The sequence below is a fragment of the Bowmanella denitrificans genome (assembly GCF_039522935.1).
GTDB lineage: Bacteria > Pseudomonadota > Gammaproteobacteria > Enterobacterales > Alteromonadaceae > Bowmanella > Bowmanella denitrificans.
The window spans coordinates 92490-117316 of the sequence record NZ_BAAAEI010000007.1; the positions used below are offsets into that span (position 1 = coordinate 92490).

Genomic DNA, 24827 nt, shown 5'->3' on the forward strand with positions numbered 1-24827 from the left:
GCGGGACAGCTATTCAATACGCAATATAAGCGCAACGTTTTTTTTGAAAAAAATCAGACAACCTTATGCCAATTTGCAACTTGGCTTTCTAAAATATGTGCTAGATTAATCTGACATATACCCGGGTAATGCTTTAACAGTCTACTCTAAAATTCAGGCTGGAAAAGGGCAACTTAAAAGTAGGAAAAAGCTATAATTCTTATTCCAGCCATTAATATAAAAAATAAATTCTTACCTTCGAAACATTATTGATATACAGATCCCGCAACTTCCAAATAAACTTCCGACAAGAACTCCCAACACCACAATTAGAGCACGCTTAGGAGCATATTTCTCTTCCGGGGTTATTGCGGGATCAATAGTTTTTAATACGTACTCAAGGCGGACACTCGCTAAAGCTATTGCCTTAAGGCGTTCCTCAATAATACGATAAAAGCTAGTTTGAATATCAACATTAGAGGCCGATTCAGCTTTCTCCGTCAAATAGTCCACCGTGCGTTGCAACTCCAATACTTCAGCATTTCTCATGTTTTCGTTCAAATCAGAAATTAGCCAGTCTAGGTATTGCTTCGATCGATGCTTCTCATAATAAACGAATGAAATCGACACTGTCTGTTCTGTTTTGTTGTATTCAATTTCAATTAATCTCATTAAAGCGAGGTAGAGCTCTGTTGTAGTAGGATAATAGGTACTTTCACCACTTTGTCTCTTCAGCCAGGTATTGGTTTTTGGATCAAACTTTTCCAAATCGTAGATCGCAGTATCAGTCTCCTTATTCCAACCTTTAACCGCAATTAACGGCACTTCCAAATTCCGATTCCTGGCAAATTCGTTTAAAAACTGCCTGGATTCCAGAACTTGCAATGCCAAAGTGGTTTTATCTTTCGCTTGAGGTATTGATAAACCCGCCAGGTTGGCCAAACCACCAAATTGACTGGCCATTGCCGAAAGTCCAGATGCATCATTAACAGAGTTTGGCACTAGTAGTACATCGGCCCGGTATGTGTCGTAGGTTGTCCAGGCAAAAATGCCGAAGACAATGCCGACTGCAATACCTGAGGCAGCGACCCAAGTCCAACGCCTAATAAGCTCATGACAGAACTCTCCTATTCCTATCTTTAACAGCATATTCTCTTGCTTTATTGCCATGACGAGTCCTTACTAAATAATAAATTGATTAGGAATTTTGGATAGTATTTAAACACTCTCTTGCGGGAATGAGGCTCAAACAACAGGCGATACAGCCAACGTAGCTCCAACTTGTTTATCCAATAGGGGTAATACTCTGCCTTCAGGGAGCTCTGATGAATGAACCCACCACAAGTAAAAATACCTTTTAGTCCGGTATTTGAGTAAGATTTAATATATTTTATAAACTCTTCCTGTTTAGGTGTCCCCATGCCGACTATTACCACGTCTGCAGATTTGGAAAAAATATCTTCACAGGCTTTTGTCATCTCACTCTCATTCGAGAAATAGCCATTCCTTGCACCAACAACATTAAGTTTCGGAAACGTCTTAAGAAAAGAATCCCGGGAACCTTCCACTTCCTTCTGGTTGGCACCCAACAAATAAACTCGCAGATTGTTCTCTTCAGAGAATCTAAAAAATATGGGAGCCAGTGACGTCATGTCGAAACTGACTCTCTCTATTTTACATTTCAACCTCCAAGATAGCAGCTTGGCCCCCGAAACACCGTCACAATAAAGATGATCCAAGGCATTCAATAGATCAGGCCTTTGCGCTAGTATTTGATAGGAGTAGGGGTTGACAAAAGATACTGAAACAGGCTCATCATGGTCGACTAAAAGGGACGCCAACAACTCTTCAGTTGAGGGGGCACTCTTAAGCTTTAAATTAATCAGGGCGTTCACTTCTTCAATACCTTTTGGATAACAAAAGAAGACCATTTATTGGGTAAGTAACTCAACACAAAGCTGGCAATAGACAGAACATTCCAGCTTATATACGGAAGTGACTTGAGATAAGCTCGAGCTTCGACTGTTCGCCCTGAAGAAATGTTATTCAAAACCATATATATACCGCTTCTGTTTAATAGCACTTTAACGGCTTGAGTATGCTCTCTAGCAATAACACCCTCTTGCAACCAACAATTGAGTAACTTGACATGCGGAAGTGGCTCCAACACTTTATTAACACTACAAGCACTCCCGTCAACTTGATGAACATATGTAACTAAATCTATGTTTACGAAAGCAATTTTTGAATGACTTGCCAACGACATCCACATGAATTGATCTTCTCCCATTGGCCAACCAACAGGGAAACCGTTAAATTGCTGAAGTTTGGATTTTTTAATAACGACAGATGAAGCCGTTACCGGCAAGTGCCCTTTACTGGCGCTGGCGTAATAATTATCAAGTAACCCCGACCGATGAGGAACTTCGGATAACTTTGCAGGCTTTCTGACCCCGTCAATAAGAAAGGAGTAGGCAGAGCAATACGCGCCAGCATCCGGATACGATTCAATAAGCAGACCAATCTGTTCAAGAAATGAGCTCTGCCAGTAGTCGTCCGCATCCAAAAAGGCAATATGTGCTCCCATGGAAGCTTTCCAACCAGTATTTCGTGCCGACGATACTCCTTGATTAGATTGTCGTATGATTCTAATTTTGCTATGCGCCAACTTTCTCACTAGCTCCGCACTACCGTCATTTGAACCATCATCGACGACGATAATCTCTAGCGCTTGATACGTCTGTTCTAAAACAGACTGCACAGCCCTGATGATATAGTCCCTCTTATTATAAAGAGGAATTACAACAGAGATATCAACCACTTTTTGCCCACCTATCGCGAATATCTGACGAAGTTGAAGTAAACGCCAGTGCAAGCACAATACTTAACATAATTGAAGACGTACCATTAAATAGCACATGACCAGCCAGAAGAGAATGCATTGAAATCAGGAATAGACACATAACAATAAATATCTTCCCTGACAGAATACCCTTAACCATTCCTCTGATCAGAAGAACAGTAAACAATAGAGCCATCAATATTCCATAACAGAAAAAAAGTTCAAAAAAATCGTTCTCTAATGTTTTTCTAATTACAGATTGGCTGTACCAAAAGTCAAGATAGCTATAATATGCCCCGCCACCAAATAAAAATCTGAGACTTTTCCAATCATTCCAATTTATTACCGAGAAAGCATCTTTTATAAATACATCTCTGGAACTTGCCAGTATCTGAACTTTGTCATAGTCCGAATTTAGTTTTGATAGTATATTTTCAAAAACCAGCGAAAGAAATGAAACCAAATGAGAGTAGAAAAAAAAGATACATGATAAAAATAAGATTAAAGTCAGTATAGGAGCCCTTCTCCAGCACAAAAAAGCAAGCACCGAGAAACAAATTATAGAGAGCACTAAAGCGGCTTTAGTACCAATCAACACAATCGAAAATAGCATTAAGATTGAATAGCATAGGTAACTTAACTTATTGCTCAGATAGTTGGCATATAAACTAAGAAGACAAGCGATCCCCAATGTAATACCTATGCCATTCCCTGAAACAAATAGTCCTCTGGTAGCCGCACCTCTACCTTCATAGTTTGGTATATGAAAACCTGAGATATACGCAGCAATCAGAGTGATAGAGATAACAACTCCATATAAAACCGCAGACTTCATAATAAAGGCATAGGCATCGTCACGGCATTGAATCCAGGCCTTAAGAAATTCATATAATAAAAAGAAGAAAAGTACCTTTGTGAGAAATACCACTCCAAAAATATATGCCTTTGGATTCACATGAAAAAATGCCACCACTGACTCTGTCAACAACATAAAGCCAAGTAAAGCAAAAAATTTAAACAAAATAACCCGAGACTGACTAAACTGAAAGGAAGCAAAGAATAGAATTAAAAGCATTGACACACGTGCCAATTGAGAAGGTGAACCTATCGCACCTTCCGATAACACCCCTAACTTAAACAACGCCCCCGTAAGGTTATCAACTAACGGCAAAATTAAAACACAAAGAAGAATTATCGACTTCGGTATATCTATACTGACTTCTATACCAGACAGTTTCAAAACGCCTCCGGTTCATCTAGAAATCGCTGTCTGTATTTACTCTCGTATTCTTCGAAACGCTTAATAAATTTAGCTGGATTTCCTGCAACCACTGTACTATTGGGCACATTTTTAGTGACAACGCTACCGGCCCCAATTACGACGTTACTACCGATAGTGACGCCTGCTAATACAATAGTTCCGACACCTATAAATACATTATCGCCTACATGAATAGCAGACCTATAAGAACGTCTAGCGCCAGGCAAATATGGCTGGCTTCGCACCTTAAGCTCGGGCATAAAGACTGTTGGAGAGGCATCATGCCCTAGAAAAGTAGTACCAGTTATAGTGCAATTGTTACCAATGAAGAATCTATCTCCTTTGTAAGAATGAGAGAATCGACAATCATACAAAACCGAGCCAGCACCAATCACCACCCCCTTCTTCTTATATCTTATTAGATCAAAGCGATATTGCATCGTTGCTAACAGATCACTCCCTTTTGGGGAAGAAAAAATTTTCAATGCAAATCCCAAAAAAAAGATGAGAAATTTGAAAAGAATGAGCTTAGTGATTTCAATCATTTTCTCTCGAACTCCCTCAAAATCTTGAACTTGTACAGAAACTTAATCCAAAACCCATAATACCTTACCATCATTAAGACAGAAGCAATTCGAATAAAATCCGTCAAGCTATTTGACCTTCTGGCAATGTACATCACACCATTAACTGGCGGTATTAATAGTCTAAGCAGCCCTAAGAAAGTGAATTGTTCGGCCATGTAATCTTCCTGATTTCTCAATTTGTATGCACCGCCCATTATCCTTCTAATTTTGGTTCGATACTCTTTCCAACTGGCCCTGGCAGGATGTAAAACAACTGCGTGTTCAGCAAAACCAAAAGATTTTCCCATCCGACTTGCACGTTTACAAAACTCAACATCTCCGCCAGACAATGTCTCAGCATTAAATACACCGATATCTTCAAATATCTTTCGATGCAAAAACAAGTTGGCAGTAACACAGTGCCCCGCTCTAACGTTTTCACGTTGCTGAAAGGCAAATAGTTGTTCATATAATTCAATTGAATTGGGAACACTTGAAGCTGAAAAAACCTTTATATCCCCCGCCACTATTACATTTTTTGACTCGTTTTTAAGGGCAGCTACCCCTTCGGCAATCCAACTTGGGTCGGGAATACAATCTGAATCAGTAAATGCAATGATGTTTCCTTGGGCAATACATAATCCTTTGTTTCTAGCTTTGTAAGACCCCTTTTCGGTTTCTGTGGCTAATCTGACAAATTTAAAGGGACTACAACACTTCTCAATTGCAGATGGTTCACTTGAGCCGTTGTCGATAACTATAACTTCAAAAGGTACATCTCCACTTTGCACATTAAGCGCTGAGAGGCACTTGAAAAGTCGGCTCGTGTCGTTATAAACCGGTATAATGACCGACACAATGATTTCACTCATTCAACAGTTTCCCGGCCAGCGTTTTCCACGAAAAGGAAGTTAGCGCCAGTTGTCTGGGTTGATATGCCAGACCGTTGTTAAACTTACATTCCATACATCTTTGCATCGCCTCAGCCAAAGACTCAGCATTCGCATCATCAGCATAAAAGGCATATTTACCAATGACCTCCTCGGTTGCCGTATCAACGCCTGGTCCACTTCGAAAAGCAACCACAGGCAAATCGCAGGCCAGCGCCTCCAGTATCGTCTGCCCCAATGGCTCATATCTTGAGCTCATAACGAAAGCATCAGCTATCTGATAATACTTAAGTGGATTGGAACTTTGACCTATAAATTCAATCTGGTTTGACATGCCGAGTTCATTTGCACGACGCTTTAGTTCTTCCAGCTCTGGACCGTCTCCAACAAGAACAAGCTTGCATTGACTTAAGGACCGCATAGCGTCTACTAAAAGATCAAAACCTTTGGCTCTAACCATTCGACCCACTGACAAAAACACAAAGTCATTTTCAAAGATGGAAGAGTCTTTTTTCAGTGCTTTTTTAGCTTGTTCACTAAGCGGTTTAAAAAAGTCACAATCAACCCCAGGTTTTACAATTGATACAGTGTCTTTTGGGGATGCAACAGTTGCCACTTGTTTAAACATGGTCTCGCTGAATACCAAGCACCTGTCAACAAAAGAAAGTGCCAACTTTTGCACCCACATATGATATCTCTTTTTCAACCGTAATATCATGGAACGAGAGAGTCCCGGGTTTGATTGCAAATTCTTAACAGAATCCTGATACTTAACCACACCGGGAATTAAGTAACACTGAGGCTTTAGACCAGCCATGGTGGCTAAAAGCGTGGTAAGGTGATAGCGTGAAACAGTAAGAACAGGTGAATAACGCTTTCTAATTTCTATAAACTGGGAAAGCAAATTCATTAGCACAATAATTCCATTAAAAGGTAGTGCTATTTTTGAATTAATAAATCTTGTACGATATCTCCTGACTTCAACATTCTCGATTATTTCATCCACATAAGCTGGAGACCAGCCGACGTCACTAATCAATATTATTACATTATATCCTTTTTCAGAGAATGCTCTGGCAAGATAATACAAAGAATTTTCTACTCCACCCCGATTAGGTAAGTAAGCATTACTGGTGAGTAAAATATATTTATTTAATGAACTAAAATTCATGATAACAACTTCAACCAAGTATCTTGCAATGCTTGCTCGGAGAAGTTGGCAAGCAACAATTCTTTATTCCTATTAAGTTTCACATCAGATTTAATAGATATAGATAAGAAATCTTCATCCTTAATAGTACGGGTATCTTTAATACAAAATCCAAGCTGTTTAAAAGTGTTAAAACTGCTAGTACCACTTTTAACATAAAGGGTTTTTCCATTCATGAGCATATAATATGCCACAAAAAGTCCTTGCTGCCTTTCATGTCCGAGAACTGCCACGTCCATATCAAGTAGATATTCCTCAAAATCAGACTTACTCAACAGCTCTAATATAGGAATAAACTTGCAAGGAAAGAGACGCTTCCCTGTGTCAATAACCATTTCTATATACTTTCTGCTGACTACGCTTGGGTAATTCAATGGCACATGAATTTCAATATCTTCGGATGCAAGCTTGCTTAAGTCATGTAAAAGTTCAATATGACAGTTGGTTTCTGTCGCAGAGTTTCCTAACAGGATCTTCAGAGGACCACCAGTATTCTTTTTGAAGGGCAGTGGTTTAACATCGATTAAAGGATAAGGTAACACTCCGACATTGCGATGCTTAAGTAGTTTTTCAAGCAACTCTGCGTCACCACTGTTCAGTGCTGAAACAGATTTCATTCTGTGAGCCGCCAGCCCTCGAATGATGCGCTTGAGAGTTCTTGAATAAAGTCGTCTGGGCCGGACACGCATATCATGAATATCTCCTCCCCAAGCTATCCAATGACACTTGGACGTTAACTTAGAGAGTGCCAGTCGATAGGCCACAGCCAGATCAAACATGCCATGGAATACAATAGCGTCGCAGTCTTTGGTAGATAACAATTCGAACAACTGTTGTGCGTTACCGTAAAACTCTACCCCTTCTAAGTGTGCATATTTGAGTTTTTCATTGTCATTTGGCACTCGGACACAAAAAGACAAATCCTGCTCAATATATACTTTTCTGAAATATGGGATCATATTCAGGTTATGTTGAGGTGTTGAGTGAAAAACATGGATCACCATTACCCTTCCCATACTCATATATTAACTAGCGACCGAAGATACTGACCATAATCGTTTTTCTCTAGAATTTCGGCATACCTTAAAACGTCGTCCGCTTGCAACCATTTGTTCAAGAATGCAATTTCCTCCAAGCAAGCAATCTTGAATCCTTGCCGATGTTCAACAGTCTGAACAAACTGAGAAGCTTCCATCAAACTATCATGGGTGCCGGTATCTAACCAGGCAAACCCCCGTCCGAGAATCTCTACCTGCAATTGTTTGTTCTGCAAATAAACATCATTGACACAACTGATCTCCAACTCGCCCCTGGCAGATGGTTGGATAGTTTTTGCAATCTCCACAACCTGGCTGTCATAGAAATACAAGCCAGTAACAGCGTAATTAGATTTTGGCTTAGAAGGCTTTTCTTCAATACTCACCGCATTGAGATGCTCGTCAACCTCAACCACACCGAAACGTTCCGGATCTTTAACCTGATAGCCAAATATTGTAGCTCCGCTATTTTTCCTGGCGGCAGCTTTGAGTTTTGGAGAGAAGCCTGAGCCGTAAAAAATATTGTCACCCAACACAAGACAGACATTGTCACCGGCAATAAAATCTTCCGCGATTAAAAATGCTTCGGCAATACCATTTGGCTGCTCTTGTACCAAGTAAGTGATCTCTATTCCAAAGCGTTGACCATCACCAAGTAGTTTTTGGAACTGAGATTGATCGTGCGGGGTAGTAATTAATGCGATCTGCCGGATACCTGCCAACATAAGCACAGAAATGGGGTAGTAAATCATCGGCTTGTCGTAAACAGGCATCAGTTGCTTCGATACCCCCATAGTTAATGGGTATAAGCGCGTGCCACTGCCCCCCGCTAGCACTATCCCCTTTGTCTGGCGCTGTTCCGTTGTCACTGTTTTCCTCGGCTAAATCTGGCTGCACTTAGGCAGCGAATAATACTGAATGTCGTTTTTTGTTTCCATGCACAATGATGAGGGCCATTATCCGTCATGATTCATTGTGCTGGCCTAACCGCTGGCGCTGATAATTCCCGCTTTGTACCTGGGCACACCAATCCAAGTTACTCAAGTACCACTCAATGGTTTTTCTAAGCCCTGACTCGAAAGTTTCTTTGGGTTGCCAGCCTAACTCTTTCGCCATCTTGCTGGCATCAATTGCGTAACGTCGGTCATGACCCGGTCGATCTTTAACAAAGGTAATCAGCTCAGCAAAGCTGGCAATTGAACCTGGCTTTTCCGCTATACGTTCATCCAAAATGGCACATATTGTTTGCACTACCTTCAAATTGGTCTGCTCGTTGTGTCCACCAATATTGTAGGTTTCACCAACTCTGCCATGATTCACCACAGTCCACAGTGCTTCAGCGTGATCTTCAACATACAACCAATCCCTGATTTGACCACCATCGCCATACACAGGTAGTGGCTTTCCTTCCAATGCATTCAGTATCATCAAGGGGATCAGCTTTTCAGGAAAATGGAATGGACCATAGTTATTTGAGCAGTTGCTAATCAACACGGGGAGTCCATAGGTGCGGTGCCATGCCCTGACTAGATGATCTGACGCCGCTTTACTGGCCGAATACGGAGAACTCGGCTGATAAGCGGTATCTTCAGTAAATAAATCTGTCAGACCTTCCAAATCGCCAAACACTTCGTCTGTTGAAATATGATGGAACCTGAACTCTTTCCGCTTCTGCTCGTCCAGCCCATTCCAGTAAGCTCTGGCCGCTTCAAGTAAATTGTAAGTACCCACTATGTTGGTCTGAATAAATTCTGCGGGTCCATCTATTGAACGGTCCACATGAGACTCTGCAGCCAGGTGCATAACGGCATCGGGCTTGTACTCAGTAAACAAAGAATCTAATTTGTCTTTGTTGCATATATCAATTTGCTTGAATACATGTCGCGCTGGGTTAGTCAGCTTGTCAAGTGAAGCCAAGTTCCCGGCATAGGTTAGCTTATCAACATTGACAATCCGACAGTCTGAAATGCGGTTAATAAAACGTACCAGATTAGAACCAATAAATCCGGCACCACCAGTGATAAGCAGGGTTTTCATAATAGATATCGACCTCTTGGCTGAATACACTTCATAAGTGCTGGTGAATTTATCTTAAAAAACACGTTTGAAGCTAACTGACCGCGGAGACTTGTGTTTTTAGTTGCAGGTACAAATGCTTTAATCTAAATGATGCTAGTAGCATATAAATCGGCGCAGCCATTACCAATGCGATGAGTAGTGTCCCGATGTCATTGGACTCGCCTGGTAGCAACATTTCAACAAAAGACAGCGTCAGTATGCTAGTAAGCAGCGGCAATGCGAGCGCCAGTAGGTAATGACTGACAGAGACTGCTGCTGCAGGGCGAAGCAAAAAATACCAATGTGGGAGGTACAATGACAATTGCATAACGAGTAACGCTGTTGCAACGCCTTTTATTCCTGATTGTGTACCAAACCAGATAACAAGCGGAACCAGCACTGCGATAAAGATATTCCACACAAATGCCTGCCTTACCCAACCTATAGCAGAAAGTAGTGAACCGGACTGACTCATTACTGAACGAATAATCATCCAGCCCGCCAAAAGTTGCAGCAATACTGACAGGTGCAACCATTTTTCACCAAGCAGCGCATTGATACTCAGTTCTGGGAACATAATAAAAAAGCTATAAATGGGCACAGTCAAATAGCAAAGGAGTTCCTTGACCCGGCAGTAGATACTACCAAGGCCAGTATACCCTTGCATTTTTGCGTAAAAAGGCAAGGCAACACGAGTAAGCACAGGGTTAAGTAAGGTGGCAATTCTGAAAACTAAGTCCTTAATCAGGCCGTACTGCCCGGTTTTTTCCACCCCCAGAAAACGGCTGATCAGTAAAATATCCAGACTGGTTACCAAGAAGCTCAGCAGGTTAGCGCCGGTAAAGTGTCCTCCATAACGGTAAAACGCGCTGAGTTGACTGATGCGCAGTTCCCAGAGGCGCCAGGATAATTGTCGATGCACCACCAAGAGCATCCCGGTTCGTACCAGGTGATTGATTGTAATGGACAGTATAAAAGAATAGACACCAAAGCCATTTAGCAGTGCAACTGTCAAAAAGGTAAAGCCAATCACCGAAGCCAAGGTCTCTGCCAACACTAACCTACTGAAGTTTAATGTCTTTTGGCATTCCATCGCGGCATAGTTACCAACAGCCATAATTAACAGTGCTGGTGTGTACCAAGGTAATATAGTGGCTAGCAATGGATTGTTTAACAAGGCACCCAGTGCAGGCGCAGCGACAAACAAGGCTACAGATATCAGCAGGCCGTTACCAATGAATCCGAGTCCCAGTTGTCTTTTTTCATGTTCTGTCAGTTGATCTCTGTTAATAGCTGCGGTTGTTAAGCCAAAATCAACCAACATCAAGCTTAAGGTATACACCAGGAAGAACTGTGAATACGTTCCAAGCTCTTCTGCCGAAAAAAAACGTGACAACAAGGCTATTTGTGCCAATCCGAGTGCACTTTTTAACAAAGTGCCAAGAGAATTCCAGGCCAAGCCTTTTTTGGCACGATTAAATAAGTTCATAGGCTGCTTATTTTCACAATTCGAGCATTCTGAGCAATTTCCAAGCTAGGAACTCAAACCACTTTTTAAGATGTGACATATGCGATCCACCTCTTGTGTTGACAAGTCTGTATAGAGAGGAAGACAAAGTATTCGATTCGCCAAAGACTCCGAGTTTGAACAATCAGACTGTTGATAAAATGCCGGAGCTTTGTTCAGACTGGGATAAAAATAGCGCCGGGGATATACTTGCTCTTCTTGCAGGTTTTTCACACAACGATTAATATCTGCCTCTGATTCCAGGACTACAGGCATATAAGCACCATTGATCGATGCACCTTCCTGCCAATGCTGAAAACCAACACACCCTTGCAGATTCAGTTTATATTGATTAACTATTGCCAGCCTACGTTCAGTTATGCGTTGAATATCATCTAATACAGCCAATCCCATCGCGGCGTGAACTTCGCTCAACTTGGCATTAATACCTATCGTCTGGGGTATGCCGTGACTATCCAAGCCAAAATTAATCATCTGCTTGGCGCGTTCAAAATCCTCGCGCTGCCGAAACACAATAGCCCCACCCTCAACAGTATGGAACAACTTGGTGGCGTGGAAGCTCAGGGTTGACGCATCACCTGCACAGAGTACAGACTTGCCTTTTTGTGTCACCCCAAAAGCATGCGCGGCGTCGTAAATCACCTTGGCTTGCCTGGCATCGGCGTAAGCTTGTATAGCTTGGGTTTCGCAGGGATTACCAAAGACATGCACACCAAGAATTGCACTAAAATTCCCATTCTCGGGCAGAGTGCCAGCGGCGAGATTAAAGCTCTTAGGGCAAATATCGGAAAACACCGGTTTTAACCCCTCCCACGCCAGGGCACCGGGGGTGGCAGCAAATGTAAAAGGTGTGGTTAGCACCTTGCCGTCTGCCTGCAGGCCCAGCGCCTTAAACGCCACCTGCAATGCCAGGGTGCCATTAGATACCAGCAACAGGTTTTGTACCCCCAGATAATCTTCCAGTCTTTGTGTTAATTCCTGGTGGAGCGGGCCACTATTGGTCAGCCATTGCCGTTGATAAATATCCGACAAGTACTTCTGATACTTTTCAATAGGGGGAAAGTAAGGCTTGGTTACAGGGATCATCCGGAACATCCTAAATCGCAAGGGCGAGATTATGCCAGCATCCGCCAACTGCTTCCAGTTGGCGAACCTTGCAAAACGTATAAGAGTGTAATCGCAACATGGAAGAAGCCGCAGGTGATACCTTGATACGGCCTTTATAGCGATTGTTGGCTATGCGATTGCTCGGCTTCAATAATAGCCAAACGCTGTACCAGACGGTTAATAGTAACCTGCATGCGGGCTCTTTCGATATCCGCCAGCAGAAGTTTAATCAAAATAACGCCCATTCCCACCAACACAGGAATAATGGGTGGATAGCCAATTTTGAGATATTGGCCCAGCACATCTACCCAGGAGGGAAATATCCCTGCTACCAATATAAGGCAGGCAATCAGCATCCATTTAATACCGTCGCGATGCATCAGATGGTCACGACGGATCAACACAATAATACTGATCCCGATAGCCAGGCTGATTAGGGCAGAAATAAGTTGCGGAGTATTCATTTCTCGTCTTCTGCTGTGACACGCCGCGCATTCTTGTCCGGCATGGATTTGGCAAAACTCAGTAATAATGTCGAAGCCATATAGTATCCCACCTTGAACCAAGAGGAAAAAATTCTCGACTTACCATCAGCCCGCTCATTCATCTCAACTTCGACCTCATATACCGAAAGTCCTGCTGACTTGATGAACAGTAATACCCCAACATCTTGATATTCCAAGTACGAGGCGCGTGAGCTGACCAATAACATCAAGGCCTCGGCATTATATAACCTAAACCCTGAGGTCAAGTCACGCACCGACAACCCACCAATACGGCGAAACAAAGCCCTGGCAAACTGACGCAGCAAGCCGCCGCGCAGTGAGCTTGCTCCAACAATAACCTGCGCCTTTGCCTCCACCTCCCTGAGCTTGGCAATTTCACCGGCCAGATGCTGGCCATCGGCATCCATGGTAATCACTCGTCGATAACCTTGCCGCCAGGCATATCGCATCCCTGTTTGCATGGCGATCCAGGCGCCCTTGCTTTCGCAGTGTGCCAGAACGCTGGCTCCGGCAGCCTTGGCAATGCAGGCGGTTTGATCGGTACTGCCATCGTCTACCAGAATAACCGGCAGACCGGTGTTCTTGTGAATATCAGCCAGTACCCCAGCAATGCTTGCCGATTCGTTTTTGGCGGGAATAACAATGGCAGTTTTAATAGATCCAACTCCGAACATTAGTAATACGCCAATAATGCCCTTGTATATTTATGCTGTCGTCTTTTTGTCTCGCTCCAGCAGCCAGTAACATACGCATATTAACAACAGAGCAATTACGCATTCAGTAGCTAAACGGGTAATGGCCGCACCTATTCCAGCAAAATGTGGAATAAGCAGAATATTGCCGATTGAGCAGAGTAGCAGACCAGCGGCACAGATTTTTACATAACTCCATTCCTTGTCCCTGGCGAACAACCAATGTGACAGCAACATGCTCAAGCCCATGGGCAACAGGGCCAACAGTAGCAGGCTGATCAAGGTGTGACTTTGCTCATATGCCGGGAACATCCAGGCCAGCAACCAGGGGCCAAGTAACTGCCAACCAACCAGAATAAAGATGACCACCAACAACAACAGCCCCACAAACGGCCAGAGGTGGCGCCATAAGGAGTCTTTATCATTTGTGCGCCGGTTGTAGCGGTTAAAAAACAGATAACTTAAAGGCGATGTCAGCAATACACAGGCCTCAAACACTTGTATCGCAAAGAAATACTCGGCTACCTGTACTTCCTTTACCCCATAGGCGCTAAGTAGCAAGACATCCAGTTTCATATAGGCAATAGTGGCCACTTCCAACAAAAAGAAATTACGCAGCAAAGGGTTGCCAAAAGGCAGCGTCAGTCGGCTAATCGGCTGTACATAAGAACAAAGTGTGGAAACCCCCTTGACGATTGTTAGCGCCATCAAGCTGGCCAGCGCAGCAACAGCGAAAACGCCAACTATATCCAAATCGCCGGCAAGGCAATAAACCCCGAGGCAACCAAGCAACCAGATGCCGCGGTATAAAGGCAGTGAAACGGCGTCGCGTAAATAAAACCCCAGCCCGCGATGAATATTGCTGACCAGCGTCATAAGGTACAAGGCTAAAAATGCCAGGGCTGCCAAGCCTGTTTCCAGATTGAAAAACAACGCCAGCAAGGAAAAAAACACACAACCGCAAAGCCACAACTGCAATGTTCCAAAATACCGTGCAACATCCTGAATCCGGTTCTGACTACTAAGCTTAAATAAGGCTTCCTTGTGACCAAAATTAACCAGTATTAAAAGTAAGCTCATCACAGATGTAAGTACGCCGTACTGGGCATACTCAGACTTTGACAAACTATTCGCCAGAAACAGCAGTAACAGGTAGCTAACCAGGATATTACCCAGAGAAAATGCCAGATAGTGGCCGTATTGTTTTTTTATGCTCACGGGTAACTAATGCTGCTCAATAAAGTAATCGCCGACAGACCATCGGCTGCCGGAAAATGAATCGAGTTTTGCGCTTGTGTGCTAATCCGCACGTCAAACTAATTTCAAGCGCACCTCTTCCTGGGACTTACTTTCGCCCCGCCCATGGCACCATAGCAAATCGGCCACCGGCGTGATGGGGTGAAAGCCGGTTGGTGCCTTTTCAAGCAGCTCGCGAATCGCCTGAATATTTCCTGTAGTGATTTGTTTTTCCAGATGAGCAAGTAAGTCATTCAAATCTCGCTCCCCCATAGAGTCCTCCCTGGCTCGCATAATGCGCGGATGACCAGTCCCCTCAACTTCGCCACCAATCAGAAGTTCCTCATAGAGTTTCTCACCCGGACGCAAGCCGGTAAACTCTATGGCAATATCGCCTTCAGGATTGGCCTCACTGCGCACATCATACCCCATCAAGTGGATCATCTTCTCGGCCATTTCTACTATTTTGACCGGCTGGCCCATATCCAGCACAAAGACTTCACCGCCTTTTGCCATGGCACCGGCCTGGATCACCAAAGAAGCAGCCTCGGGAATAGTCATAAAATAACGGGTAATATCTGGATGGGTAACAGTCACTGGCCCACCTTGTTCTATCTGCTTACGAAACAATGGAACAACTGAACCTGAGGAACCCAGTACATTACCAAAACGCACCATACTAAACACTGTTGAACCGGACCGTTTAGCCAAATCCTGTATTACCAACTCTGCGGTACGCTTAGTGGTGCCCATCACATTAGTGGGACGCACGGCTTTATCGGTAGAAACCAGCACAAAGTGCTCAACCTGATGCCTGAGGGCCGCTTCGGCAACAGTTTTGGTTCCCCAGATATTGTTACGGATACCGGCCACCACATTAAATTCCACCAGAGGTACATGCTTGTACGCAGCAGCGTGGTAAATGGTCTGAATCTGGTAAGAACCTAAAACTCCGTCCACCAGGGCTGGATCCTGAACCGAGCCCAAGATAGGCACAATTTTTAGCCCAGGCGCCAGCTCTCTAAGCTCTTTTTCAATGGCATACAGATTGAATTCCGACTGCTCAAGTAGCACCAGCTTCTGCGGTTTCAACGCCACAATCTGCCGACACAACTCGGAACCGATAGAGCCCCCGGCCCCGGTTACCAATACACACTTAGCGAGATTACATTTATTCAATAGTTCAGTATTGGGTGCGACTGGCTCACGCCCCAGCAAATCCTGAATTTCCACCGTTCTTAACTGGTTCACACTTACCTTGCCACTCACCAGGTCTGCCGTTCCCGGTATCGTCAGCATCTCAATATGTAATGCCTGAACTCTGTTGAAAATGTCTTTCTGCTGGCGACTGGATGCACTGGGGATGGCAAATAATACTTTATCTATCTGGTACTTCTTGACCAGTTCCGGCAGGTATTCAGGGGAAAAGACTTTTACATCAGCCACAGTAGTACCCTGCAATTGAGAACTGTCATCAATAAACACCACCGGGCGATATTCTGCACCATTCTGCAATGACAAGCAGAGCTGTCTGCCCGCAGAACCAGCACCATAGATCGCCACCGGCTTGCGCGTCTGGCTACCTTGCGCATTAATGAGACCGCGGACAAACAAACGAGATCCGGCAACAAAAATAAGAATCAAGGTAAAGTAGATGAAAGGAATAGAGCGGGGAAGATCGGCTCTGATAGTAAAAGAGAGAAAAACCAGTACTGCTACTGAACCGACACTGCCCCAGAAAATATTAGACAGAACTTTAACGTCCAGGTAGCGAATCACCGCCCGGTATAGCCCCAGTCTTATCCACAAAACCAGGGTCAGAGGAATCAGTGCTGACATTAGCCACAAGGTTTCTTTGTCCAGATAAGCTTTGGCACCTTCAAACCCAACGCGGATATACAAGGCCAGTACCATAGCCGATGCGATAAACACGACATCGAAAAGAAGGGTAATCAAACGCTTATAAATGCGTGGGATTTCAAAAAAATGCTGAATAAGATTTTTCATTAATTATTCTGTCCGGCCAGCCGCACAGCGGCGAAACTCCTGCATTCCAGCCAGGCTGGCATACGATTGAAAAAGAAAAATCGTATTGTACCCCATGATGGGCAAATTCAAACAGGCTATCACTGTAAGTTTAACCTCCGCCCCTGGGTTTGTCGTACCGGCGTCCGATTCGTAAAAAACTATCTTGCACAAAGTGCCATCAGTTGAACCGCCCACTTATATGCGCAATAACGAAGTTGACCTTCCGATTTTCACATAAACATGATGATTCACAGAACCATAACACCGGAGCTGCTAACCCAGTTAAAAGAGTGCCCAATTGTTACTGAGTTGGGACCGCGACAAGCAGGAAAGACTACCTTGATTTGTGCAATCTTGCCCGAATAAGCATATGCCACTCAGGAAAACCCGGAAAATGGACAAATAGCCACGGAAGACCCAAAAGCCTTCCTGCAACGCTATCCGTGCAAAACCATCTTCGACGAAGTGCAACGAGTCCCGCAGTTGCTCAGTTACCTACAAGGTATTGTCGACAAAGATAGAGCCAATTGCCGGTTTGTTCTCACAGGATCTCATCAAATGGAATTGCGAGCAGTAATAACACAATCATTGGCGGGGCGGACTGGCATACTGCATTTGCTACCTTTGACTATAGACGAGTTAAACAGCGCAAATGTCCAATCTGAACGCTTCGAAGAGTATCCGTGCCATAATTTTATGCCCCGGGTTCATGATCAGCATCAGCGCCCCAACAAGGCATATGCCAATTATTATCAAACCTATGTGGAGCGTGATGTCAGGCAACTGATACAGCTGAAGGCGTTACCCTGTTTGAAAATCTGGTCGTGCTGGAGCTGCTAAAAAACCGATACAATCAGGGGCTAAGCGCAGGACTTTACTATTTTCGGGACAGTCACTGCATTGAAGTCGACATACTGTATAAAATCGGCGAGGGTTTGACTGGTATCGAGATAAAGTCCGCTGCCACCTGGAATTCCAGTTTTCTCTACGGATTAAAACGCTTCCCCCCCCTTTCAGCAAGGCTGTAGTGGTCAACTATTTCCAGACACCAGTTTAGGTTTTCTGCTTTCACTGGTGGCAGCCCCGCATTAAAACTGTGTGGCCGCCGTTGATTGTAATATCCCAATAAATACCGACTGATGTGTGATGCCGCCTCCAGATAATCCCGATACCCCATGGGCGGCACCCATTCGGTCTTCAGGCTGCGGAACAATCGTTCTGTCGGGGCGTTATCCCAACAGTTGCCACGTCGACTCATGCTTTGTTTTATCTGATAAAGCCACAGCCGTCGTGCCGGGCACCGACTCGGTACCTATCAAAGGATCCAGTCGTGCCAGCCCCGAGAGGGAATCTTGTTTAAGTCAACCCCACGCCCTACCCCAAAACACCCAAATAAGGTAGCATCCCATCCAACAAGGCAGTACCAGACCGAACAATGACAACAGCACAACCCTTTCCCCTAAAACACATAGGCAGCTTTACCCTGCTGTTTCTTTTGTCGGTATTGCGCCCAGCAGCCATCTGGCCAGATATCCCCTTCTCCTTCGCGCCCTTAACCGTCTTAGCCCTAGGCTTTCTGCTGCTGTACAAAATCAACGCCACCCTAGGTTTTAAAGCCTTCTGGCAAAAATACAAAATCGAACTGCTACTGGTACTGGCCTACCAAGCCCTGTGCCTGATTTCCCTGTATGTAAACAAACATCGCTACGCGGACACGGGAGAAATTATTCAGTGGGGACTTACGCCCATTATTGTGCAAGGTGCTTTGCCAGCAGCGGTGTTTCTTTTTTTTCTACCCCAGAATCATTCCAGGTTTTCCCTTTCCCACTGGCGTTACAGCTGGATTTTTCCATTATTCATAGCCCTACTGATTCCCGCAGTAGCTATCTGGCAAGTTATTGATAACCAGAGTGCTTATCAGCTCTACCAATATTCCATTGCGGGTAATGTGGACGAAGCGCCTATTGTCAGGAGTGTACTGGCGATTAGTACAGATTTGGGAGCGATCTCAGCCCTGTTGACGATAGCAAGTTTTTACCTCTCAGTAAGCTTTTTGCAATCACAACGTTATTTCGTTGGCTTCACCTTACTCGCGGTAACACTGTTTAACCTTGGTGGTGGTATTAGCAGCGGCGCAAGAGTGTTTATCCTGATGCTATTAGCCGCTGGTGTTAGCTATCTAGTCATTATGTTTCGAAAACAACCACGGCTTCTCCTCCTGGGGGGAGTAGCAACAGTGACAGCTTCGCTTTTTCTCGTGCAGGTGGCTCCAGTGCATACAGCCTCAAAACTTGCCAACTTATTTCCCTTTGTTCTTCCTCTAAACCTAGGAATTTCATTTGTTCCATCAGATTTCATTCCGAATTTTACGGCAGCCTCCCTAGGAGAAAGAGCACTATTATGGCAACGCGCCGTAGACCAAATCACACAAAATCCAATTTTAGGCATAAGCAATGGGGGTTTTAGGCTACTAGGTGAATCTTTAGGTGAGACTCGAATAAACAACACTCACAATGTAGTTCTTCAATCCGCTGTAGATGCAGGTCTACTAGGTCTTACAGTGCTGACAGCCTTGTTCATTAGAGTCACATCTCGAGCAGACAATACCTTTTATTATTTAATCTTGATGGTTTGTGTCATTGGCTTATTAGTAGACAATTTCACAGATCACAGCTTACCTTGGATGATTTTTTCTGCCGGCACATTAATTATTAAAGAATACAATCCCCTGCCCCACGGAAAAACAAGAACCACAATTTCAACAAGAAAAAACGAAAGGTTTTTGATTTCAATTGCATCACTTTGTATTCTTGGCATACTGACACATTACTTATTTGAGCGATATCAAAATACAAAGCTAGAACCAAAGGATTTAGTTAAAAGGATATACCCTGTCATTGCGGAAAGGCATCGACATGGGGGGCCTATTATTATATCGGACGATATAGACTGGGATACAAAAGATACTTCAAGGAACGATATCACTAAACTTTTTTCATCTATAGATAGCAAGCACTATTGCGATTATCTCTATCGGCAAGCCACATATATATATAACAGAAAAGAAAGGACCTCCCTAGATTCAGGTAGAAAAATATCCGATAAACTAACGATAGCAACACATTCTAATGAAGATTGCGCCCTTACATTAACCAACCCACTAGACAGCAAGAACTGGGTTAGCAATCACCACCAATATTTAGTTAGAAATGGGCGACAAGCAGATAATAGCTTAAGGTTAATGTACGAAAGCATCTTTCTCTGGTCACCTATCATTGAAGTATCTAAAAATAGCAAAATTCAATTTAAGGCCTCTTCCAGAGCTGCTAATGGGATATATCCAACACTCGGCATAACCATTTACGACAGCGATACTGGTGAAGCAGTTTGGAGTGAAAAAGAAAAATTTGTAGGTGAAAACACAGTCTTTACACTGTCACCACCAGGCAACGCAACCAGAGTCTATTTAAGACTGAGGCTGCATGATTACATATTCGATCAAGATAACCGAGAATACCAATTAGTGGAGTTACGGGATTTCAAGGTTGAATAGTTCATTTGCTTACAGCATCACCCGCACCAGCTCCAGAGACAGTTTTAAATATATAAGAAAAGTATTGAGGGACACTAAGCGTCGTTAACATGGTTCGATCAACTTTTGCCAGAAGTTGAGGAGTGGACATGTCGATGCCTTTTATCTGAGCCAATCCAGTTATTCCCGGTCTGACATCGTATACACCTAATAGACTTCTGGCTTCTGTAAGTTCAACCTGAGTTGCAAGTCCTGGCCGCGGCCCTACCAAACTCATGTCACCTTTAAGGACATTCCATAACTGGGGCAACTCGTCTAGTTTGGTTCTTCGCAGAAATTTTCCAAACGGAGTAATTGCATTAGCATCTGCCAAGTGACTAGGTACTGAAGCAGTATCCGGTTTCATTGTTCTGAACTTCACTAGGGTAAAGGGCTGTTGATAGCGCCCTACTCTGACCTGGCGGAAGAGCGGCGCTCTTGTGTCGAACATGCCTATTAAATAGATAACTATTAGCACCGGAAATCCAAAAACTAATCCGAGCAAAGAAAAAAAAATATCAAAAAGTCGCAGCATGATCTTGAACCAGATAGTTAATTTATTGAGAATGTTTAGTGCCTTGGAGACACTCAGCAAGGCCTTGTTCAAAGGTGACTGGTGGAAGCCAGTTAAGCGTGTTGATCGTATCTGCTATGTTTACCTGAAGATTACTACATAACCTATCTGTAACTGCGGATTTACCGACAAGGCCTGCAGCAAATTTTAACAAACCAACAGGAAACAGCCATAGCCGGGGTTTCTTACCATTTAGTCTAGTCAGGGTTGATAGCAACTCAGATGTGGATACATCATGATTGTCACTGACAAGGAAAACCTTGTTTGCTGCATTAGGGTGATTAATACAGGTTTCAATCAGACTCACTAAATTAGGTAAACTTACCATACTTCTTTTATTGTTAACTGATGCCAATGGTAGAGGTAAATTAGCTTTAGCCAACTTTATCATACTTGCAAAATTGGCTTTTACTCCCGGACCATAAACCAGAGGTGGGCGAATAATTACCACCTCCATTTGCGAATGCTCAGCGAGCTCTAGCAACCCCGTCTCTGCCTCAGCTTTGGAGATCGCATACGGATCACTAGGGCCTCTGTTATCAGAAGCGCAGAACGGTCGACCGGGTTGGGTTGACTCACCATTAACTTTAATTGAGCTGAGAAATATAAATCTTTTCACGCCAGCTTTCTCAGCCTGCTTTGCAAGGTTAAGAGTGCCAGCCGTATTTACCTGACGATACAAAGCTAAAGGTTCTTCTGCATCATCTCGCATTACGTGAGCTCTGGCAGCACAATGTATAACAACATCGCCTTGACAAAACACACCTTTGTATTCTTCTTCGGCATTTATTTGCTTCTCAATAAAGTCTTCACATTGAAGGGGGGCTTTACGCCCCAACGCGACCACTTTATATCCTAGATTTTGAAAATGAGTTAAGCAGGCTTTACCGACAAAGCCTGTTGCACCCGTTAATATAAGTCGTTTAGTGGGAGCTGGCATTCGTTGTCTCTATAATGTCTTCAGCCATTTTTTGCATTATATTTGACCGGCTAAACTTGTTAATAAATTCCTGACGTGGCTGCTGAATAAGCTCAAGCTCGTCAAACCGCTCAATTGCCATAGTATGATTGCAGGGGCTGAAGACAGCACTATTGCACACTTCATTCTTGATAAATTCAGCAGCAAAGCCACCTACCCCAGCCCAAATAGGCTTGCCCGTAGCAGCGTACTCAAAAACTTTTGAAGGAAGCACTTTCTCAAAGGCCGCGTAATCATTCAGGTGCAACAGCAGAATATCTGCATTTTGATACTCGGCTACTAGCTGTGTCCGACTGACAGGTGGCAACAGCTCTACGTTGTTAAATCCTTCGACCGCAGACATCAATGCTTGCTTTCTGCCGCCATCGCCAATAATACGAAAAAACAGTTTATTTGATGTGGCCACTGCCAACTCAGGAATAATTTTATGCATGCCTTGTCCTTCGCCCAAATTACCGGCATAAAGCACGATCAGCCGCTTTGCCATATCTTCTTTGTTGGAATTCAGAACATCAGTCTTGAGAAACTCTTCATCGATGCCATTAGAAAACCAGCGATACGTTTTATCGGGAAACCTTGTTTTGAAATATGTTTTAAAACCACCAGAAACAAGATTGATTTTCTGTGCTTTACTAAACGTGTATCGCTCAACAACGGAAAGAAAAGGTTTGACGACAAATGCCACTTTCCTAGGCAGCACATCTCCCATGGTATCTACAAAAATATCCCTGATATCCAGATACAGAGGGATGCGTTTCTGTCTGGCCACCATCGCCCCGAGAAACGCAGTAAATAAGCGAGAAGAGGTAGCAAAAACCAACTGGTAATCTTCTTCTTTGACCAGCTTTTTCACCTGCTTGTAGTACGCATAGAACGCTTTTATCTGATCAAGCATGCCACTTTTGTGGGATGGCAAAGCAATACGATGAACGGCCACATTTTCTGACTTCTCATAAGCCTTAGCCTTAGTTGAAAAAGTAGAGTACCTGTTGGGTAACGTGGTAACTACCTCAATCTGAACATCATATTTGCTCAGTTGCGCCACCAAGGCGCTGCACCTGAAAGATCCGGCACAAAGGTCGGGCTTATAATAAAACGACAAAATCAGTATCTTCAATTTAATAGCTCAACCTTGATAGATATGGATGATGAAGACTGGAAAGGGATGATTAGCTTTTGCGATTGTACTGATTCACCAAACCTTGGATGCCAGGTAGATCCTTCTAGCCTAAAAGGAACACCAGACTCGAGTTGCAAACGCTGACCAGAGGGGGTCTCTAGCAATAAGCGACTCTCATTAGTCTCTATTACTCTTATAGCAGGATGAAGGTGATAATGAGCTTCTGCCTTTGAAAATTTACCGCTCAGTGAATCACTGACCACCAGACCCCTTTCAAAAACGTCAAGTGCTCGACGGTGTATCACCTTGCCTTTTAGTCTTCTATACCCATCATGGGAGGCGACCAGAGCAACTCGGCCATTTTCCTCTGTCTGTTTTTCTAACTGTGCATAGGCGCGTCGTGCAACTCTGAAGCCCCCCCAGACTTCCGATGAATCCTCATCATCCACGACCACTGTATTATGCGAAGCTGTCTGTCGCTGGCGGTGGCGCTCTGCTGACACACCATATAATGATGTACCAGAATTAACAAAAACTCTGTCAATTCCTACACTCCATTCAAGGCTAAGGGTATCTGCGTGAGCATGCGCAGGAAGATAATCCGGCCCCACGGCCCCATGATCAAATATAAGGGTATGATCTCTCTGGACGACCTTGCTGTAGCCTGTAGCTAAAAGTATCTGTATTGGACTGTCCGATCTCGGAACTCGCAGCCCAAGCTCTTCGGCATAGGTCACAATCCACTTTGGTTCTGGAGCAATTCCAAACGCACTATCATTGAAAAAGCTTATCTGTCCGTCGGGATGGGTCATTGCGTCCAGCCACTGCAAACCTCTTTCTACAACACTCTGCCATTTTTCAGAATAAGGCCCAAAGCAAGGATCATCAGTTAACTTTGCCAAGTTCAGTAAATCCAGCATGTCCCATAACAAGGTGCAGTGATACATGGGAGACAGCTCAAAATGACCGCCATCTTCGAGAAATTGTTCAGGGACTTCACGCTCAAGAATCTTAAGCCCAACAGACCTATACTTCTCGCCAATGTCTCCAGAAAGAAAACAGCCAACAAAAACCAGCGCCTTGCCATTAGCAAAGAGGTGGTTCCCTAATATGTGGTACTCAAGCTGCTTCGATAACGCCTGTGCCTGTAACTCAATACTGGAAACGATTGTTGAATCAGACAAACCTGAACGCTGGTACCACTTAACCCAGTTCACTATCCTTAAAGATAATGTATAGGGTTCCCATCCATTACCGTGCATCGGTGAATTTTCGTTTATCCATCGCCTAACCAAATCGAAATGCCATTGATATCTATCCGCGCTGTTTTCTGCGTTTAGGTCATCGAAATAATGAAGGTTGTATAACCACAACTTTTCATGTAGTGGACTATTCCAATCTTTCGAGGTTGAGATCGCACATTCTACATTCAAAAATCGCAGAGTATAAGGCCCGTTCATAGAGGCGGGCATAATTTGTAGGCCCTGCCAGGACCAATTTTCCACTTGTGGAACAACCGACGCGCATTTCAAACGAGGAGCACGTTTAAGCTCGTATATAAAACGAAAATATATCTGTTCGAATCTTAGCTTTTTAACGGTACGATAAAGCCTTGAGAGCTGAATTAAGATCTTCACAAAAAC

The 24827-nt window shown here is 43.8% G+C and carries 22 protein-coding genes and 2 pseudogenes; 3 read left to right on the forward strand and 21 right to left on the reverse strand.

The features are described 5' to 3' along the window. Positions 1-231: 231 nt before the first annotated feature. The 16 genes from ABD028_RS08705 to ABD028_RS08780 all read right to left on the reverse strand — a co-directional run bounded on the left by ABD028_RS08705 (position 232) and on the right by ABD028_RS08780 (position 16919). A complete protein-coding gene (locus tag ABD028_RS08705; RefSeq protein WP_343844214.1) occupies positions 232-1149 on the reverse strand; it encodes an LPS O-antigen length regulator in 918 nt (305 codons plus the stop codon). After that, positions 1140-1874, reverse strand: coding sequence for a WecB/TagA/CpsF family glycosyltransferase (locus ABD028_RS08710; protein WP_343844215.1), 735 nt, complete (start codon positions 1872-1874; stop codon positions 1140-1142). Before ABD028_RS08710 ends, ABD028_RS08705 begins: the two co-directional genes overlap by 10 nt. Next, entirely contained in the window at positions 1871-2800 is a 930-nt protein-coding gene (locus ABD028_RS08715) for a glycosyltransferase family 2 protein (RefSeq protein WP_343844217.1), read from the reverse strand. Before ABD028_RS08715 ends, ABD028_RS08710 begins: the two co-directional genes overlap by 4 nt. After that, positions 2793-4061, reverse strand: coding sequence for an O-antigen ligase family protein (locus ABD028_RS08720; RefSeq protein ID WP_343844219.1), 1269 nt, complete (start codon positions 4059-4061; stop codon positions 2793-2795). The genes ABD028_RS08715 and ABD028_RS08720 overlap by 8 nt, the downstream gene beginning before the upstream one ends. Then, positions 4058-4627 (reverse strand): acyltransferase, encoded by a 570-nt coding sequence (locus ABD028_RS08725; RefSeq protein WP_343844220.1) that lies wholly within the window; start codon positions 4625-4627, stop codon positions 4058-4060. The genes ABD028_RS08720 and ABD028_RS08725 overlap by 4 nt, the downstream gene beginning before the upstream one ends. After that, a complete protein-coding gene (locus ABD028_RS08730) occupies positions 4624-5520 on the reverse strand; it encodes a glycosyltransferase family 2 protein (protein WP_343844222.1) in 897 nt (298 codons plus the stop codon). Before ABD028_RS08730 ends, ABD028_RS08725 begins: the two co-directional genes overlap by 4 nt. Next, complete coding sequence (locus ABD028_RS08735; protein ID WP_343844224.1) at positions 5513-6709, reverse strand: glycosyltransferase family 4 protein; 1197 nt, start codon at positions 6707-6709, stop codon at positions 5513-5515. The genes ABD028_RS08730 and ABD028_RS08735 overlap by 8 nt, the downstream gene beginning before the upstream one ends. After that, positions 6706-7752 carry a TDP-N-acetylfucosamine:lipid II N-acetylfucosaminyltransferase family protein gene (locus ABD028_RS08740; RefSeq protein WP_343844226.1) on the reverse strand — a complete coding sequence of 349 codons (1047 nt, stop codon included), beginning with the start codon at positions 7750-7752 and terminating at the stop codon, positions 6706-6708. Before ABD028_RS08740 ends, ABD028_RS08735 begins: the two co-directional genes overlap by 4 nt. A 14-nt stretch (positions 7753-7766) precedes the next feature. Further along, a complete protein-coding gene (gene rfbA, locus ABD028_RS08745; protein ID WP_343844228.1) occupies positions 7767-8654 on the reverse strand; it encodes a glucose-1-phosphate thymidylyltransferase RfbA in 888 nt (295 codons plus the stop codon). Positions 8655-8748: 94 nt separating this feature from the next. Continuing rightward, positions 8749-9822: a dTDP-glucose 4,6-dehydratase gene (gene rfbB / locus ABD028_RS08750; protein WP_343844230.1), complete on the reverse strand. Its 1074-nt coding sequence runs from the start codon at positions 9820-9822 to the stop codon at positions 8749-8751. Between the two features lie 73 nt (positions 9823-9895). Next, positions 9896-11332: an oligosaccharide flippase family protein gene (locus ABD028_RS08755; RefSeq protein WP_343844232.1), complete on the reverse strand. Its 1437-nt coding sequence runs from the start codon at positions 11330-11332 to the stop codon at positions 9896-9898. A 45-nt stretch (positions 11333-11377) separates the two neighbouring features. Continuing rightward, positions 11378-12457 (reverse strand): DegT/DnrJ/EryC1/StrS family aminotransferase, encoded by a 1080-nt coding sequence (locus ABD028_RS08760; RefSeq protein ID WP_343844234.1) that lies wholly within the window; start codon positions 12455-12457, stop codon positions 11378-11380. Positions 12458-12591: 134 nt separating this feature from the next. Next, positions 12592-12942 carry a DUF2304 domain-containing protein gene (locus tag ABD028_RS08765; protein WP_343844236.1) on the reverse strand — a complete coding sequence of 117 codons (351 nt, stop codon included), beginning with the start codon at positions 12940-12942 and terminating at the stop codon, positions 12592-12594. Next, on the reverse strand, positions 12939-13658 hold the full coding sequence (locus ABD028_RS08770; RefSeq protein WP_343844238.1) for a glycosyltransferase family 2 protein: 720 nt from the start codon (positions 13656-13658) through the stop codon (positions 12939-12941). The genes ABD028_RS08765 and ABD028_RS08770 overlap by 4 nt, the downstream gene beginning before the upstream one ends. A gap of 30 nt (positions 13659-13688) precedes the next feature. Next, the gene (locus ABD028_RS08775) at positions 13689-14894 is read right to left on the reverse strand and encodes a lipopolysaccharide biosynthesis protein (protein ID WP_343844240.1); all 1206 of its coding nucleotides are present in this window, start codon (positions 14892-14894) and stop codon (positions 13689-13691) included. Positions 14895-14987: 93 nt separating this feature from the next. Continuing rightward, positions 14988-16919, reverse strand: coding sequence for a polysaccharide biosynthesis protein (locus ABD028_RS08780; protein WP_343844242.1), 1932 nt, complete (start codon positions 16917-16919; stop codon positions 14988-14990). 402 nt (positions 16920-17321) lie between these two features. Here ABD028_RS08780 and ABD028_RS23250 point away from each other — a divergent pair. Next, a pseudogene (locus tag ABD028_RS23250) lies at positions 17322-17780 on the forward strand (AAA family ATPase); the annotation flags it as partial. Further along, entirely contained in the window at positions 17747-17968 is a 222-nt protein-coding gene (locus ABD028_RS23255; RefSeq protein ID WP_486303257.1) for a DUF4143 domain-containing protein, read from the forward strand. The pseudogene ABD028_RS23250 and the gene ABD028_RS23255, both read left to right, overlap by 34 nt. On the opposite strand, the pseudogene ABD028_RS08785 reads toward ABD028_RS23255, so the two are convergent. Then, a pseudogene (locus tag ABD028_RS08785) lies at positions 17926-18225 on the reverse strand (integrase core domain-containing protein); the annotation flags it as partial. The gene ABD028_RS23255 and the pseudogene ABD028_RS08785 overlap by 43 nt on opposite strands. A gap of 150 nt (positions 18226-18375) precedes the next feature. Here ABD028_RS08785 and ABD028_RS08790 point away from each other — a divergent pair. Next, positions 18376-20493 (forward strand): O-antigen ligase family protein, encoded by a 2118-nt coding sequence (locus ABD028_RS08790; RefSeq protein WP_343844244.1) that lies wholly within the window; start codon positions 18376-18378, stop codon positions 20491-20493. 1 nt (position 20494) lies between these two features. Here ABD028_RS08790 and ABD028_RS08795 read toward each other — a convergent pair whose 3' ends face one another. From ABD028_RS08795 to ABD028_RS08810, 4 genes are all read right to left on the reverse strand, one after another. Continuing rightward, positions 20495-21046, reverse strand: a complete 552-nt coding sequence (locus ABD028_RS08795; protein ID WP_343844322.1) for a sugar transferase — start codon at positions 21044-21046, stop codon at positions 20495-20497. Between the two features lie 22 nt (positions 21047-21068). Next, positions 21069-22025, reverse strand: coding sequence for a UDP-glucose 4-epimerase family protein (locus tag ABD028_RS08800; RefSeq protein WP_343844246.1), 957 nt, complete (start codon positions 22023-22025; stop codon positions 21069-21071). Continuing rightward, entirely contained in the window at positions 22009-23109 is a 1101-nt protein-coding gene (locus tag ABD028_RS08805) for a glycosyltransferase family 4 protein (RefSeq protein ID WP_343844324.1), read from the reverse strand. The genes ABD028_RS08800 and ABD028_RS08805 overlap by 17 nt, the downstream gene beginning before the upstream one ends. A 68-nt stretch (positions 23110-23177) precedes the next feature. Further along, positions 23178-24821 carry a heparinase II/III family protein gene (locus ABD028_RS08810; protein ID WP_343844248.1) on the reverse strand — a complete coding sequence of 548 codons (1644 nt, stop codon included), beginning with the start codon at positions 24819-24821 and terminating at the stop codon, positions 23178-23180. Positions 24822-24827 lie beyond the last annotated feature (6 nt).

Excerpts from the sequence above, each read along its gene's own strand:
- ABD028_RS08765 (WP_343844236.1), bottom strand. The coding sequence starts at position 12,942 with ATGAATACTCCGCAACTTATTTCTGCCCTAATCAGCCTGGCTATCGGG.
- ABD028_RS08760 (WP_343844234.1), bottom strand. The coding sequence starts at position 12,457 with ATGATCCCTGTAACCAAGCCTTACTTTCCCCCTATTGAAAAGTATCAG.
- ABD028_RS08780 (WP_343844242.1), bottom strand. The coding sequence starts at position 16,919 with ATGAAAAATCTTATTCAGCATTTTTTTGAAATCCCACGCATTTATAAG.
- ABD028_RS08770 (WP_343844238.1), bottom strand. The coding sequence starts at position 13,658 with ATGTTCGGAGTTGGATCTATTAAAACTGCCATTGTTATTCCCGCCAAA.
- ABD028_RS08730 (WP_343844222.1), bottom strand. The coding sequence starts at position 5,520 with ATGAGTGAAATCATTGTGTCGGTCATTATACCGGTTTATAACGACACG.
- rfbB (WP_343844230.1), bottom strand. The coding sequence starts at position 9,822 with ATGAAAACCCTGCTTATCACTGGTGGTGCCGGATTTATTGGTTCTAAT.
- ABD028_RS08725 (WP_343844220.1), bottom strand. The coding sequence starts at position 4,627 with ATGATTGAAATCACTAAGCTCATTCTTTTCAAATTTCTCATCTTTTTT.
- ABD028_RS08790 (WP_343844244.1), top strand. The coding sequence starts at position 18,376 with ATGACAACAGCACAACCCTTTCCCCTAAAACACATAGGCAGCTTTACC.
- ABD028_RS08800 (WP_343844246.1), bottom strand. The coding sequence starts at position 22,025 with ATGCCAGCTCCCACTAAACGACTTATATTAACGGGTGCAACAGGCTTT.
- ABD028_RS08755 (WP_343844232.1), bottom strand. The coding sequence starts at position 11,332 with ATGAACTTATTTAATCGTGCCAAAAAAGGCTTGGCCTGGAATTCTCTT.
- ABD028_RS08795 (WP_343844322.1), bottom strand. The coding sequence starts at position 21,046 with ATGCTGCGACTTTTTGATATTTTTTTTTCTTTGCTCGGATTAGTTTTT.
- ABD028_RS08735 (WP_343844224.1), bottom strand. The coding sequence starts at position 6,709 with ATGAATTTTAGTTCATTAAATAAATATATTTTACTCACCAGTAATGCT.
- ABD028_RS08705 (WP_343844214.1), bottom strand. The coding sequence starts at position 1,149 with ATGGCAATAAAGCAAGAGAATATGCTGTTAAAGATAGGAATAGGAGAG.
- ABD028_RS08740 (WP_343844226.1), bottom strand. The coding sequence starts at position 7,752 with ATGGTGATCCATGTTTTTCACTCAACACCTCAACATAACCTGAATATG.